Genomic DNA, 13605 nt, shown 5'->3' with positions numbered 1-13605 from the left:
ACTGTGTTTTGCCCTTTTTTATACTCACAAAAAATAGGATCTCCATATATATCCCCCCTTCAACCGATCGGTGAAAGGAAATTCCGCAATAATGAATACTTTAGACCTGTAATTGACAGACAACTGATGGAAGCTTCGCAAATCAACATCGACAATTATCTCGACAATCACTATATCCATCGCAGCAATTGGTTGCGGGCCGCGGTGCTTGGCGCGAACGACGGTATTATCTCCATTTCCAGTATTGCCATAGGCGTCGCAAGTGCAGGAACGGACAGAGGACCGGTTGTACTGGCCACAGTCGCAGGATTGGTTGCAGGCGCGCTTTCCATGGCGGCGGGCGAATATGTATCGGTAAGTTCACAAACCGATACCGAGCAGGCAGACATTAAACGGGAAGCCGAAGAGCTGGCCGCTATGCCTGAGCGGGAATTGTCTATACTTGCCGAGATTTATGAAAGACGCGGCTTAAAGAAAGATACAGCGCTACAGGTAGCGAAGGAGCTAACCGAACACGACGCGCTTGCAGCGCATGTCCGGGATGAACTCGGTATTACTGAAATCAGCCAGGCCAACCCGATACAGGCGGCTCTTGCCTCGTGTGGCGCATTCAGTATGGGAGGCATTTTACCTTTGCTGGTAGCGCTGTTTGTGCCCATCCCGCATTTGAAATATGCGTTGTATGGATTCTCTATTCTGTTCCTGATGGTGTTAGGCGCGATAGCAGCAAAGACCGGCGGATCTGACATAAAGAAGGCCGTTGTACGCATTACCATATGGGGAACGCTGGCAATGGGCCTTACGGCGCTGGTGGGCTATTTGTTTGGTGTAAGTGCTGCCTGATATGGAACGCTATTATCTGTTTTTGCTGCTGGCTTTTATATCGGAGATCCTTGGCACAGTGTCCGGATTCGGCTCCTCCATTTTGTTTGTCCCGGTCGCTTCGCTGTTTTTTGATTTTAAAACGGTGCTGGGGATCACGGCAGTGTTCCATGTATTCAGCAACCTGTCGAAGATAGCTTTATTCCGGCACGGCATTCAAAAGAACATCGCGATAAAGCTGGGGATCCCGGCGGTTGTGTTCGTGATTATCGGCGCTTTGCTCACCACTTATCTGCCGGAAAAAACAATCGGCGTTTCGATGAATATCATCCTGCTGATACTATCCATTTATCTGATTACTCATTTCAATAAAGTCGTGCGACCGACCGACACAAACTTGTATGCAGGCGGTGTGGCGTCCGGGTTTATTGCCGGTGTGGCCGGAACCGGCGGAGCGATACGCGGTATTACGCTTGCGGCTTTTCAGCTTCCGAAAGACATGTTCATTGCAACGTCTGCGCTGATAGATTTAGGTGTGGATTTCAGCCGGGCGGTGGTGTACGTAGGGAACGGCTACTTCGGTAAATCGTATCTGTTACTGATCCCGTTCCTGATCGGCATCAGCATTGCGGGCAGCTATGTGGGGAAACTGGTGCTGCGTCGCACATCCGAAACTGCATTCCGGTACATTGTGCTGGGAGTGATCGTAAGCGTCAGCATATTCCAGTTACTGCATTATTTTATTCCGGCCCAGCAGGCTCTGTCGCAATAAAAAAGGCCGCTCCGGAGAGCAGCCTTTGTAGTTCTGTATTGTTATCGGATTATTTCACCATGTACATCACTTCTTTAACCAGCTTTACCGTGCGCGGAACATCCGGCAGATAAGCGGCGGCAAGGTTCGGAGCATAGTGCATATTGGCATCCGCCGAACAGATACGGCGGATCGGTGCATCGAGGTAATCAAATCCTTCTTTCTGAATACGGTAAGAGATTTCAGAAGAGATGCTCGCAAACGGCCACTGCTCTTCAACAATCACCAGGCGATTGGTTTTCTTAACCGATTCCAGGATCGTTTGCCAATCCAGCGGACGGATCGTACGCAGATCGATTACTTCAGCACTGATGCCTTCTTTCTGCAACTCTTCTGCAGCAGCCAGCGCTACTTTCATCATTTTGTTGAAAGAAACGATAGTTACATCGGTACCGGCGCGCTTGATATCCGCTTTTCCGATCGGGATCAGGTATTCCTCTTCAGGTACTTCGCCCATGTCTCCATACATCACTTCACTTTCCATGAACACAGTAGGATCATTATCGCGGATAGCAGATTTGAGCAGGCCTTTGGCGTCGTATGGGTTGGATACGGAGATCACTTTGATACCCGGAATGTTGGCCATCCAGCTTTCAAAAGCCTGAGAGTGCTGAGCTCCCAGTTGACCGGCAGATCCGTTTGGACCGCGGAAAACGATCGGGCAGGAAAACTGACCTGCGCTCATAGATACAGTTTTCGCGGCATGGTTCAGGATCTGGTCGAATGCAAGTACTGCAAAGTTCCAGGTCATAAACTCAACGATCGGACGTAAACCGTTCATGGCGGCACCTACACCGATTGCAGTAAAACCAAGTTCGGCAATAGGTGTATCGATCACACGGCGTGCACCGAACTCATCCAGCATTCCCTGACTTACTTTATAAGCTCCATTGTACAGAGCTACTTCCTCGCCCATCAGAAATACATTCTGATCACGACGCATTTCTTCCTGCATCGCTTCGCGGAGTGCCTGGCGGAAAGCTATTGTACGCATATATTCTGTTGTTGTTTAAGTGTTCTTTAAAATCGGTGATAAAGATAAACGGATTTTTGCAGGCGGTCAAATCGTAACGCCTAATTTATCTTACCAACCCAATATCCAGGCGAAAATCAACGGCGCAACAATCGTGGCATCAGACTCCACCACAAATTTAGGCGTATGGATATCCAGTTTGCCCCAGGTGATCTTTTCGTTTGGCACGGCTCCGCTGTAAGAACCATAAGAGGTTGTAGAGTCGGATATCTGGCAGAAATAAGACCAGAAAGGAACATCATGCCACTCCAGGTCCTGGTACATCATCGGAACAACACAGATCGGAAAGTCGCCCGCGATACCGCCGCCGATCTGGAAAAATCCGATTCCCTTACCCTGGCTGAATTCACGGTATAATTCCGTCAGCCAAACCATATACTCGATACCGCTTTTTACAGTATCTGCTTTCAGTTCACCTTTGATCACATAGCTCGCGAAAATGTTGCCGGTGGTACTGTCTTCCCATCCCGGAACCACGATCGGAATATTTTTTTCCGCCGCAGCTACGATCCAGGAATCCTTCGGATCGATCTCGTAATACTGTTGCAGTTCTCCGCTCAATACAATTTTGTACAGGAATTCATGCGGGAAGAAACGCTCTCCTGCGTCCTGCGCATCTTTCCACGCCTTGTGCAGGTGTTTCTGAAGGCGGCGGAATGCCTCTTCTTCGGGAATACAGGTGTCTGTTACCCGGTTATAGTGGTTCTCCAGCAGATCCCATTCGTCCTGCGGTGTGAGATCGCGATAATTGGGCACACGTTTGTAGCTGTTATGCGCTACAAGGTTCATGACATCTTCTTCGAGATTCGCTCCTGTACAGGAGATCAGGTGAATTTTATCCTGGCGGATCATTTCAGCGAGAGAAATTCCGAGCTCTGCGGTACTCATTGCACCGGCCAGAGACACCAGCATTTTTCCGCCTTCAGCCAGATGCGCTTCGTATCCCTTAGCGGCATCCATCAATGCTGCGGCATTAAAATGGCGGTAATGATGTTGGATAAAATTTGAAACAGGTCCTTTCATGTCGAACAATTTTGGCTAACAAAGTTGCAATACTACTGTTAGCGGTAAATGAATATTTGGCTTAGTTCTTTTGTTTGAATTTGTTGATAGCATTGCGTGTAAACTCGCTGAGCACCAGTTTTCCGCTGATTGCGGCGCGTTCGATCAGCAATTTATCCCAGTCTTCGGTTCCTTTCCAGAACACTTTTTTAAGTTCCGCCATCGCCTCGGGACTGCTGTGCGCGAGCCTGTCGGAAAGACGGTTCACTGCATCGTCCACTTCGGCGAGCGAATGATGTACTTCTGCATACAGACGATTGCGTTTCCCCCACTCTGCACTGCGCCATTCGGTGGCATCGATAGCCAGTTGAGTGAATGCCGAATTGCCTACTTTTTTCTCTACTGCCGGACCTACCACAAACGGACCGATTCCTACAGCCAGTTCACTGAGCTTTACAGCTGCGCCTTCTGTGGCGATTGCATAATCTGAGGCGGCGATGAGCCCTACTCCGCCACCCACGGCTTTACCCTGTACGCGGGAGATGATCAGCTTGTGGCATTTACGCATCGCATTGATCACATGCGCAAAACCGCTGAAGAACTTCAGTCCTTCTTCCGCATTCTGAATAGACATCAGTTCGTCGAAAGAGGCACCGGAACAGAATACGCGATCTCCGCCGCTGCGCAGCACGATCACCTTTACACGGTCGTCAATGCCAATATCGTTGATGGTCTTTGCCAGATCGGCGAGTATAGTGGATGGCAATGAATTGCTTGCCGGGTGAAAAAACTCGATGGTTGCGATACCGTGATCCAGCGTGTGGGTCACATATCCTTCTTTGTGTTGCATAGTCTGATTGTTTTTATTGCAGTTAAGGATTAGCTGTTTGTATTGTTCGTTTGGGAAAGATATTGCTCCCACTCTTCCAGCGTCCTGCCCTTCAGCACACGCGGAAATTTGTTCATTGCACCTTCTTTGCCTTTATAACGCATATAATCGTAAAATACAGATGCCGGAACGATCTCCACAAATACTTCCTTTAAGGCAGAAGTACGCTCGACCGCATAATCATCATTGAGTTCGCAGAGTGTCTGATCTATGATCTTGCGAACGGCTTCCGGGTCCACATTCAAATCGTCCGTACCAATGTACCAACGATGCGCAAAAAGGTCTTCATATTTAAGTCCGGCAACAGTGAACTCACGGATGGTGATACCCAGATTGCGCGCAACCGTATCGATCGCCTTATTCATATTGTCCACCGAAGTATGTTCTCCGCAAAGGCTCAGGAATTGCTTGGTCCGGCCGGTGATCACGATTTCATATTCGGCGGCATTGGTAAAGCGGATCACGTCGCCGATAAAATAACGCCAGGCTCCCGCACAGGTGCTGATCATCACGGCATAATCCACATGTTCACTTACTTCATTGATCAGTACAGATTCTAATCCCGCACGCGGATTCCCGTCGTCGTCGAAGTTCTGACTGTTGAACGGAACGAACTCGAAAAAAATATTATTGTTCAATACAAGCTTGATGCCTTGCTCGTTGGGACGGGCCTGGAAACCGAAAGAACCTTCCGAGGCCATATAGGTCTCAATATACGTGATCGGGTGACCAAGCAGTTTGCCTATGCTCTCGCGGTAAGGCTCGAAAGATACACCACCGTGAATATACACACTCAGGTTCGGCCATATCTCGTGGATGTTGTCTACTTTATGGAATTTAATGATCCGGTCCAGCACGATCTGCACCCAGGCCGGTACGCCGCAGATAGTACCAACGTCCCAGCTTTTCGCTTTACGGACGATCAGTTTGATACGGTCTTCCCAGTTTTCACGCTTGGAAATTTTATTTCCGGGCTTATAAAGAAGGTTACTTACCCATTTCGGCATGTTTTTTGCTGAGATACCACTCATATCCCCTTCATAATGCTCGCCTTTCTCAAACAAAGTGGTGGTACCACCCAACATCAGGATGCCTTTCTGAAAAGCAGCAGGCGGTACATTGAAGTTCGCCATGCTGTACAATTGCTTAAAGCCCATCTTTTTGATGGCTTTGATCATATCCTGTGTAACCGGGATCTGCTTGCTTGCCGATTCGGATGTACCGGAGCTCAGTGCAAAATATTTCACTTTACCGGGCCAGGTGACATTTTCTTCTCCGGCGATACAACGTTTCCACCAGGATTCGTACATCTCATTATACGTATGGAACGGAACGGTTTCGCGGAATGCTTTTACAAAATCGACTTCCTGCGACAGTATCTTATCGAAGCCGTAGGCTTTCCCGAAAGCGGTGTACTGTCCCCTTTCGATCAACTGACGCAGCGTGTGGCGTTGATAGGTAATACCCGATGCTACCGGTGGTGTAAATTTCTTCCGAATCTTCAGCGAACGGGATATAAGGGAACCTAGTAAAGCCATCTATTGATTATAATCTTGCTTTTTATCAAAAACAGGAGCGCAAAAATAGAAAAAACGCACGTTAATTAACGGTTTCCCCGGTATTAATTTATTAGTTATTCACCCGTTAAACCTTGTAAATCTTCATTTACAGTCAGCTTGAACTTATGTTAAAAATTCTCCGATACTTAACTCCTATGCTCTTTGTGCTGTTACCTTCCTGCCTGAAGCAGTTTCGTCACAGGGTAAATACCGTGGATCGTCCACCAGCCGCAGACACAGTCGCAGATTTTGGCAGCTGGTTCGGTCAAATAACCGATTCTTTAAATATGCATTTATCCGATACGCTCTGCACATTGCAACAACCTTTCAGTAAAGCACAGCCGGAAAGCGGTATGACGAACTGGATGGCGGATGCTGTTGCGCGGAATGCTCAGGCATTTTGTTCGTTTGACGCATGCGTGCTCAGCTATGAATTATTGTCCTGTGCCTATCTGTCCCCGGGACCGGTTTGTCGCAGGGATATGTACCGGCTTATAGAACAGGACGATGCATTGGGACTGCTGGAACTGGATGGTCGGCAGCTCCAGCTGCTTTGCGACAGCATTGCATCCGCAGGCGGAATACCTTTGTCCGGCATACAATTTTCCATAAAAGCACACAAAGCGGTAAACGTGCACATAAAAGATAAAGTGTTGCACCCCGACCTTGTGTACCGGATATTGCTGAACAAAGGTCTGTTACAATCCCGCAGCATGCCAGCCTGCGTATATCATAATAAACACTGGCGGTTTTGCTGTCCTTCTGTGCGCTACCTGCTGATCAGCGACCTGGAAAACACACTGCAGCAGCAAACCCTGCTCAAAAACAGTACAGACCAAAGAATTTCCTATGACGACTAGAAGAACATTTCTCGCCCAAAGCCTGAAAGGCCTGTGCTTACTGGGAAGCGGCATGAGCCCGCTGATGGAAGCTTTTGCCGGTAACCAGCCGGTGCCGGGACTCACCGTGCTGATCTCATCCGATACGCAAAGCCAGTTACATCCCTTTCCGGAAGATGCACCTAAGTATGCGGGGCTCGGCGGCTATGAAGCGAGGGCTGCTTATATTGCCGGCCAACGGCTGCAATCCGCTCCATTGCTGTTGCTGGATAGCGGCGACTTCATTCAGGGAAGCCCGAGTCTGGACATCTATAAAGGCAGAATAGAGATTGAGGCAATGAATCGCATGCAATATGATGCCGTTTGCCTCGGAGAACATGAGGCAGATGCAGGCATTCCGATGCTGATACAGAGTTTGTCCCATGCGCGTTTTCCGGTAATTTCCTCCAATGCTGCCGACGAACGGTTTTCTGCATTATTACAGCCGCATTGCGTGATACAAAAGAATGCATTGCGCGTAGGTATTATGGCCATCAACAGAAGCGACGGATTTTTAAAAGTAAAGGGGGACCCGGTAACCGTCGCGAACGAAAAAGCGGAGGAATTGCGCCGGCATTTCGGGTGCAGGCTGGTTATTTGCCTTTCGAGGTTAGGACTGGACGAAAGGGATGTGATCAATGACGAATATCTGGCACGCAACAGTGAAGGTATCGACCTGATTGCAGGAGGTTACTCGCACCGGGTACTAACGCATCCGCTGCGTTTTTACAACAGGAAAAAAAGGGAAATTCTGGTGACCGGATCAGGCTGGGGAGGTACGCATCTGAGCCGTGTTGAATACGAAATTTCAGGAGCAAAAAAAATTTTTTCGGGTAAAGTCCAAACTGTGGAAATCCGGAAATAAAAAAATAAAATTTCGTTTTTTTTTCAACAAAATGTTAGCAACTTCGTCCTCCCCGGAAAGAAAAATAAGCAGAAATTTAAGAATGGATTTTTTCTAAAAGCCTTTCCGGGCTTGCGTTTGATCGAATAAACAAGATTGCTGTATAGATGGTTGAAATGAACGACATACATAATGACTCTGTGGATGCTCAAGTAAAGGAAGCGACTGCTGCCTGGCAGAAGTGTTTGGCCATTATCCAGGATAATGTAAACGAACGCGCTTTCCATACCTGGTTCGATCCGATCAGAGCTGTAGGTCTGGACCGTTCCGTTTTAACGCTTCAGGTGCCCAGCCAGTTTTTTTACGAATGGCTCGAAGAACATTATGTGGATCTGCTCGGCAAAACGATCAAGCGCGTACTCGGAAAAGACGGTGGTCTTGAATACCGCGTGGTAATGGTAGACGGAAGTTCTAACCGCAATGGTGGTAAAAATTCCGTGATCAATATTCCCGGAAGCACCACACAGCGTCCGCCTGTTGGCAATAACATGATCGATCTGCCGCTGCATGTGAAAGATCCGATGAACATCAAAAACCCCTACTCTATTCCGGGGTTGAAAAGAACGGTTATTGATCCGCAGCTGAATCCGAATCTCACTTTCGATAACCTTGTTGAAGGCGACTGTAACCGTGTTGCCCGCCTGGCAGGTATCAATGTTGCACAGAAGCCAGGAGCCACATCATTCAATCCATTGGTGATTTTCGGCGGAACGGGTCTCGGTAAAACCCATATTGCACAAGCGATCGGTAACGAAGTCCGCCGATTGCACAGCAATAAAGCGGTGCTGTACGTAAGCGCTGAGAAATTCATCAACCAATTCATCGATCACTCCAAGAATGGCGAAGTAAATGACTTCATTCACTTTTACCAGCTGATCGATGTATTGATCATTGACGACATTCATATTTTTACTACCGCGCCTAAATCGCAGGAAGTATTTTTTGCCATATTCAATCACCTGCATCAGGGCGGTAAACAGATCATCCTTACCAGCGACACCGCACCAAAAGATCTGGAAGGTATGCAGGAGCGTCTGCTCAGTCGTTTCCGCTGGGGACTGAACGCAGATATCCAGCCACCGGATTTTGAAACACGCCAGGAAATTCTGCGACTGAAAATGAAGCAGGATGGTATGGAGCTTTCTGAAGAAGTGGTAAAATACATTGCATTCAACGTACAGAATAACGTACGCGACCTGATCGGAGCATCTATATCGCTGTTTGCACAGGCAACACTGAACAAAAAAGAAATTGATCTCGATGTTGCAAAACGTGTGATGAAAAATCTGGTGAAGATGAACACACGTGAGCTTACCATCGAAAATATCCAGCGCATGGTATGCGAGCATTACAATATCCCTTACGATAAATTACTGGTGAAAACCCGTAAGCGCGAGATCGTTCAGGCCCGTCAGATCACGATGTTCCTGGCAAAAAAATTCACCAAAGCTTCGCTGAAGAATATCGGTGAACATTTCGGAGGATTTGACCACACCACTGTGATTCACTCCTGCCAGACCGTGGAAGATCTCATGGATACCGATATGGAATACCGAGAGAAGATCACGGAACTACAACAAAAAGTACATATGGCGTCTATTTAACGAACGCTGCACATAAAAAAAAGGACGGTTGCTGAGAAACAACCGTCCTTTTTATTTGACTGTACCGAAGCTTAGTATTTGTAAGCAATTCCTTTTTTGATAGCCTGAGAACCGCCCAGCTGGTTGGAGCTGGAGCCCACAGTTGCTTTATCTGCAGTAAGCAGAATAAACGGGCAATGCAATTCGGCTGCTGCCATTTTCAGCTTTTTCTCTGCCTTTTTATCAGCGGTGTTACCGGTATGATAATTGATGAGACCGGTCTTGCCACGTACCTCTTCTGCTTTTTTCAAACCGGCGATGTAAGACTTGTCTTCGAGGATGACTACCTTTTCCCAGTCGTCTTCACCGCGTACGTTGATTTTTTCTGAAACCTCTTCCACGCGTCCGCTTTTGTAGGTGATCTTCTCGATTGCATACTTGCTGATCGTGTTACGCGCTTCTTCGCCGTCATATACAAACGTAATGGTGTACTCATCCACACTAACGACTTTACCGTTAACGGTTTCGCCATTGTGCTTTTTAATTACATCAGACTGAGCGCTCACACAGAACGGAAGCAGCATGACCAGAAACGAAAAGAGTTGCTTTTTCATAATTGTTTTAAAGGTGTGTTTTGATATTGCGCGCAAAAATATACATCTGATCCTATCCGTCAAAAAAAAGTTGGTACCAGACGAAATAAATGTCCCTACCTTTGAACTCTGTGATCAAAAAGTCTGGACATATACTGCTCAGCTTCCTGTTGTCGCTTTCACTGTTATTTGGTGGAAGTGCCAAGGAGTTCATTCATCTTTGGGCGCATCATACCGATACTGTCCACGATGTGCATCACGTATGTCCGAAAGGCGAGGCCCACTTTGAATCCGAACACCACCACTGTGCATTTCTGGGCTTTGTTTTAGCGCCCTTCGACGGTGTTAGTTTCAAACCTGCTATTCATTTTTTCACCCGTCCGGCAACAGGACATCAATATCTGGGATATCAACCCGTTTTCAGTCCCGGCTGCCGCCCCCATGCTTTATTCCGGGGACCTCCCGCTGTCAGCTGTTTTCCTGTTTGCTAATGCGGCTGCCTGTTCCATCTGATGGAGCGGGAGCAGCTATTATTTGATTACAGTTAATTCATACATGTCGTTCAGAATTTTGACCGCGGCGCTGTTGTGCTGTATGCTTTTGTGTATGCAGGTTTCAGCCCGGGAGCATTGCACCTTCCACCTGTCGCTGGAACTAAAGGAGCAGCATACCAACACACCGCTGGATCTCATAGAGATCAGCCTGGTTGCAATAACCGACAGTACCCGCCGATTGCAGGCGTTTACCGATGAAAACGGTCGTTGTACGTTCGAACTACTGTGCGCAGGTGCGTACAGAGTCGAATTGCACAGCCTCGCTTATGAAGATTCGGTCTTACAGGTTAACCCGGAAAAAGACTCATCGCTTACCATAAAATTGGCGCATACGCATCAGTCGTTACATAACGTTACCGTTATCGGTAAGAAAACAGATGAGTTGCTGCTGCCTAAAGATCAGCTGTCTGCCGACGAAAACAACGCACATCTGGGTACGGATATCAGCTCCCGCCTGAAAACGCTGGCAGGCGTAAACACCCTTGCTAACGGAGCTAATATTTCCAAACCTGTGATACACGGACTGCACAGCAACCGAATACTTATGCTGAACAACGGCGTTCGCCAGGAAGACCAGCAATGGGGAACGGAACATGCTCCCAATATGGACCCGTATGAAAATACGCTCACCGTGTTAAAAGGAGCAGCCGGCGTCCGTTACGGTACCGACGCGATCGGCGGTGTGATTCTCAGCGAACCACGCCCGATCCGGTCCGGAAGCGGCTGGGGAGGCGACCTGAGTATGGGAGCCTATTCGAACAACCGCATGGGAACAATTGCCGGAATGCTCGAACACCGCTTCCGGAAGCATCCCGAATTTGCGTTCCGTTTGCAAAGTTCGGCCAGGCAGGGAGGTAATTACCAGTTGCCCGGTGACTACTGGGTTGCAAATTCCGGCATCCGGGAACTGAACTATTCCGGTTCCTTTCAATATCGCGGTGCGCATACGGTAGCAGACCTGTATTACAGTCATTTCGGCAATACAACAGGCATCTACCGCGGCACACATACCGGAAGCCAGGGAGATCTGCTGGCCGCGATCGCAAGCGATACGCCGCTGATCTATTCCGGCTTTTCGTATAAGATAGACCGTCCGCGTCAACAGGTAAGTCACGACCTGCTGAAGTTGAAAGTAAGTCACGACACAAAGCAGGGCACCTTCAGTCTCATCTATTCCCTGCAACATAATTTCAGGCAGGAGTATGATGTGGTACGTATTGACAACGGCAATGCACAGCTGAATCTGACCCTGAACACGCAGCATCTGAACCTGCACTGGGAACACAAAGACGGAGCCGGACTCCGGGGCGAAACCGGGGTGGAAGCGCAGTACCAGCATAATTATTTCCGGCAGGGTGACCGGGTGTTTATTCCCACTTATTACGGCTATGCAACCTCTGCTTACGCCATCGAACGCTGGGAAAAGGAGCGCCTGAGCCTGGAAGCAGGCGTCCGCTTCGACTACAAGCATTTTGACACATATAATCCGCAGGGAAATACGCTGCAGAATGTACGCTACCTGCTGGACTATAAAAATCCGTCTGCAACCGTAGCCGCGCGGTACAAAATCTCCGGCAATCTGAGTGCGCTGCTTACTTTGTCCAATGCATGGCGTGCACCTCAGGCATCTGAGCTGTTCAGTGCCGGCCTGCATCAGGGCGGTGCGCGAATAGAACTGGGAGATAAAAACCTGAAGCCTGAAAATGCCTACAACAGTTCTGCGAACCTTGTATGGCAAACGAAAGGACTGCGTGTGGATGCTGAGGTGTATGCACAACGTATCAATAATTTCATCTACCTGAGTCCGAGCGGATCGGTACTCACGATCAGGGGATACTATAATACGTTTACCTATATGCAGACGGATGCTTTTCTGCGCGGAGCGGATATAACCGCACACTACGACGCCGGTATTCACTGGCGTTTTGAAGGGAAGGCATCTGTACTCCGCGCAAGGGACATCAGCAAAAATGACTGGCTGATACTGATGCCATCCGACCGTTTCAGCGGTTCCATTCGATATGAACGGTCACTGAACGACCATTTCCGGGATTGTTTCGCCGCGCTGAACGGCCAGTATGTGAGCAAACAGATACATATACCGGCAAATTTTTCAGACCTCGACAATCTGATGCCACCGGACGCTTATTTCCTGCTCGGAGCAGAGGCAGGAACAACATGCACGATCAGAAAAAGGTCAATAAACATCAGCCTCTCCGTAAGCAATCTGCTCAACCGCAACTACCGGGATTACATGGATGTATTCCGCTATTTTCTGAACCAACAGGGGCGCAATTTCGCAGTAAACCTGCGCGTACCCTTTTCTTAACTCAAACAAAAATCAAAAAAACTCATGAAAAAAAATATCGTAATTGCCATCGCCTGTATTTCTATGCTGACTTTCGCAGCCTGTAAAAAAGAAAAATCCGCGCCTACCCCGGATGAACAGGAACTGATCACAACCGTGAAGATCACCCTTTCCGACGACGCTGGTTTTAACCAAACCTTTGAATATAAGGTTGAAAATGGCTTCAGTAGCGGAACATCTGCAATAGAAATTGATACTGTCAAGCTGAATGCAAACAAGACGTACAGTGCAGTACTCACCGTACTCAACGAAAAAGCAAGTCCTGTAGAGGATATTACCGCTGAGATCATCGAAAAGAGTTACGAACATCTGTTCGTGTTTGCTTCGGCTCCGGCAAGTGGTAATGGCTCTGTGAGTGTTGCTGACGGAAATAAAGACAGCAATGGCAAGCCGTTAAACCAAACCTTCCAGCTTACGACAAGCACAGCCGGTAAAGGTACTTTCCGCGTGACGCTGATGCACCAGCCTACCGATAAGAACGGTACAACTCCCGAAACTGCCGGCGGAGAAACAGACCTGGATGCAACATTCCCGATAAGTCTTCAATAAAATTTTACAATATATTTAGCATCGACTCTGCCTGCTTTTATTACTTTTGCGCAAAATTTA

The 13605-nt window shown here is 48.1% G+C and carries 12 protein-coding genes; 7 read left to right on the top strand and 5 right to left on the bottom strand.

All coding sequences use genetic code 11. The annotated features are described in order from the left end of the window. Positions 1 to 126: 126 nt before the first annotated feature. Both ABD846_RS07545 and ABD846_RS07540 read left to right on the top strand, forming a co-directional pair. Positions 127 to 843, top strand: a complete 717-nt coding sequence (locus ABD846_RS07545; RefSeq protein ID WP_344824716.1) for a VIT1/CCC1 transporter family protein — start codon at positions 127 to 129, stop codon at positions 841 to 843. 1 nt (position 844) lies between these two features. Next, the gene (locus ABD846_RS07540; protein ID WP_344824713.1) at positions 845 to 1594 is read left to right on the top strand and encodes a sulfite exporter TauE/SafE family protein; all 750 of its coding nucleotides are present in this window, start codon (positions 845 to 847) and stop codon (positions 1592 to 1594) included. 49 nt (positions 1595 to 1643) lie between these two features. Here ABD846_RS07540 and ABD846_RS07535 read toward each other — a convergent pair whose 3' ends face one another. The 4 genes from ABD846_RS07535 to ABD846_RS07520 all read right to left on the bottom strand — a co-directional run bounded on the left by ABD846_RS07535 (position 1644) and on the right by ABD846_RS07520 (position 6095). After that, positions 1644 to 2627, bottom strand: coding sequence for a pyruvate dehydrogenase complex E1 component subunit beta (locus tag ABD846_RS07535; protein WP_344824710.1), 984 nt, complete (start codon positions 2625 to 2627; stop codon positions 1644 to 1646). Between the two features lie 90 nt (positions 2628 to 2717). Next, a complete protein-coding gene (locus ABD846_RS07530; RefSeq protein WP_344824707.1) occupies positions 2718 to 3689 on the bottom strand; it encodes a deoxyhypusine synthase family protein in 972 nt (323 codons plus the stop codon). Positions 3690 to 3750: 61 nt separating this feature from the next. Further along, positions 3751 to 4518 (bottom strand): enoyl-CoA hydratase/isomerase family protein, encoded by a 768-nt coding sequence (locus ABD846_RS07525; protein WP_344824704.1) that lies wholly within the window; start codon positions 4516 to 4518, stop codon positions 3751 to 3753. A 29-nt stretch (positions 4519 to 4547) separates the two neighbouring features. Continuing rightward, the gene (locus tag ABD846_RS07520; RefSeq protein WP_344824701.1) at positions 4548 to 6095 is read right to left on the bottom strand and encodes a GH3 family acyl-acid amido synthetase; all 1548 of its coding nucleotides are present in this window, start codon (positions 6093 to 6095) and stop codon (positions 4548 to 4550) included. Between the two features lie 308 nt (positions 6096 to 6403). Here ABD846_RS07520 and ABD846_RS07515 point away from each other — a divergent pair, with 308 nt between their 5' ends. From ABD846_RS07515 to dnaA, 3 genes are all read left to right on the top strand, one after another. Further along, the gene (locus ABD846_RS07515) at positions 6404 to 6976 is read left to right on the top strand and encodes a 5'-nucleotidase C-terminal domain-containing protein (RefSeq protein ID WP_344824698.1); all 573 of its coding nucleotides are present in this window, start codon (positions 6404 to 6406) and stop codon (positions 6974 to 6976) included. Continuing rightward, complete coding sequence (locus ABD846_RS07510; protein WP_344824695.1) at positions 6966 to 7859, top strand: bifunctional metallophosphatase/5'-nucleotidase; 894 nt, start codon at positions 6966 to 6968, stop codon at positions 7857 to 7859. Before ABD846_RS07515 ends, ABD846_RS07510 begins: the two co-directional genes overlap by 11 nt. A gap of 155 nt (positions 7860 to 8014) precedes the next feature. Continuing rightward, positions 8015 to 9502 carry a chromosomal replication initiator protein DnaA gene (gene dnaA, locus ABD846_RS07505; RefSeq protein WP_344824692.1) on the top strand — a complete coding sequence of 496 codons (1488 nt, stop codon included), beginning with the start codon at positions 8015 to 8017 and terminating at the stop codon, positions 9500 to 9502. A 71-nt stretch (positions 9503 to 9573) separates the two neighbouring features. On the opposite strand, the gene ABD846_RS07500 is transcribed toward dnaA, so the two are convergent. After that, a complete protein-coding gene (locus ABD846_RS07500) occupies positions 9574 to 10095 on the bottom strand; it encodes a hypothetical protein (RefSeq protein ID WP_344824689.1) in 522 nt (173 codons plus the stop codon). Positions 10096 to 10680: 585 nt separating this feature from the next. On the opposite strand from ABD846_RS07500, the gene ABD846_RS07495 reads away from it, so the two are divergent. Together ABD846_RS07495 and ABD846_RS07490 are read left to right on the top strand one after the other, a co-directional pair. Then, entirely contained in the window at positions 10681 to 12957 is a 2277-nt protein-coding gene (locus ABD846_RS07495) for a TonB-dependent receptor (RefSeq protein ID WP_344824686.1), read from the top strand. A 24-nt stretch (positions 12958 to 12981) separates the two neighbouring features. Further along, positions 12982 to 13545: a hypothetical protein gene (locus tag ABD846_RS07490; RefSeq protein WP_344824683.1), complete on the top strand. Its 564-nt coding sequence runs from the start codon at positions 12982 to 12984 to the stop codon at positions 13543 to 13545. Positions 13546 to 13605 lie beyond the last annotated feature (60 nt).

It is taken from the genome of Rurimicrobium arvi (genome assembly GCF_039540495.1).
Taxonomy (GTDB): domain Bacteria; phylum Bacteroidota; class Bacteroidia; order Chitinophagales; family Chitinophagaceae; genus Rurimicrobium; species Rurimicrobium arvi.
The sequence above is the reverse complement of the archived record's forward strand: the minus strand, read 5'-3'. Positions and strand labels throughout refer to the sequence as shown.

What these genes read in the sequence shown, in the direction of transcription:
- ABD846_RS07535 (WP_344824710.1), bottom strand. Translation starts at nt 2,627, where the DNA reads ATGCGTACAATAGCTTTCCGCCAGGCACTCCGCGAAGCGATGCAGGAA.
- ABD846_RS07510 (WP_344824695.1), top strand. Translation starts at nt 6,966, where the DNA reads ATGACGACTAGAAGAACATTTCTCGCCCAAAGCCTGAAAGGCCTGTGC.
- ABD846_RS07530 (WP_344824707.1), bottom strand. Translation starts at nt 3,689, where the DNA reads ATGAAAGGACCTGTTTCAAATTTTATCCAACATCATTACCGCCATTTT.
- ABD846_RS07525 (WP_344824704.1), bottom strand. Translation starts at nt 4,518, where the DNA reads ATGCAACACAAAGAAGGATATGTGACCCACACGCTGGATCACGGTATC.
- ABD846_RS07540 (WP_344824713.1), top strand. Translation starts at nt 845, where the DNA reads ATGGAACGCTATTATCTGTTTTTGCTGCTGGCTTTTATATCGGAGATC.
- dnaA (WP_344824692.1), top strand. Translation starts at nt 8,015, where the DNA reads ATGAACGACATACATAATGACTCTGTGGATGCTCAAGTAAAGGAAGCG.
- ABD846_RS07520 (WP_344824701.1), bottom strand. Translation starts at nt 6,095, where the DNA reads ATGGCTTTACTAGGTTCCCTTATATCCCGTTCGCTGAAGATTCGGAAG.
- ABD846_RS07490 (WP_344824683.1), top strand. Translation starts at nt 12,982, where the DNA reads ATGAAAAAAAATATCGTAATTGCCATCGCCTGTATTTCTATGCTGACT.
- ABD846_RS07500 (WP_344824689.1), bottom strand. Translation starts at nt 10,095, where the DNA reads ATGAAAAAGCAACTCTTTTCGTTTCTGGTCATGCTGCTTCCGTTCTGT.
- ABD846_RS07495 (WP_344824686.1), top strand. Translation starts at nt 10,681, where the DNA reads ATGCAGGTTTCAGCCCGGGAGCATTGCACCTTCCACCTGTCGCTGGAA.
- ABD846_RS07515 (WP_344824698.1), top strand. Translation starts at nt 6,404, where the DNA reads ATGCATTTATCCGATACGCTCTGCACATTGCAACAACCTTTCAGTAAA.
- ABD846_RS07545 (WP_344824716.1), top strand. Translation starts at nt 127, where the DNA reads ATGGAAGCTTCGCAAATCAACATCGACAATTATCTCGACAATCACTAT.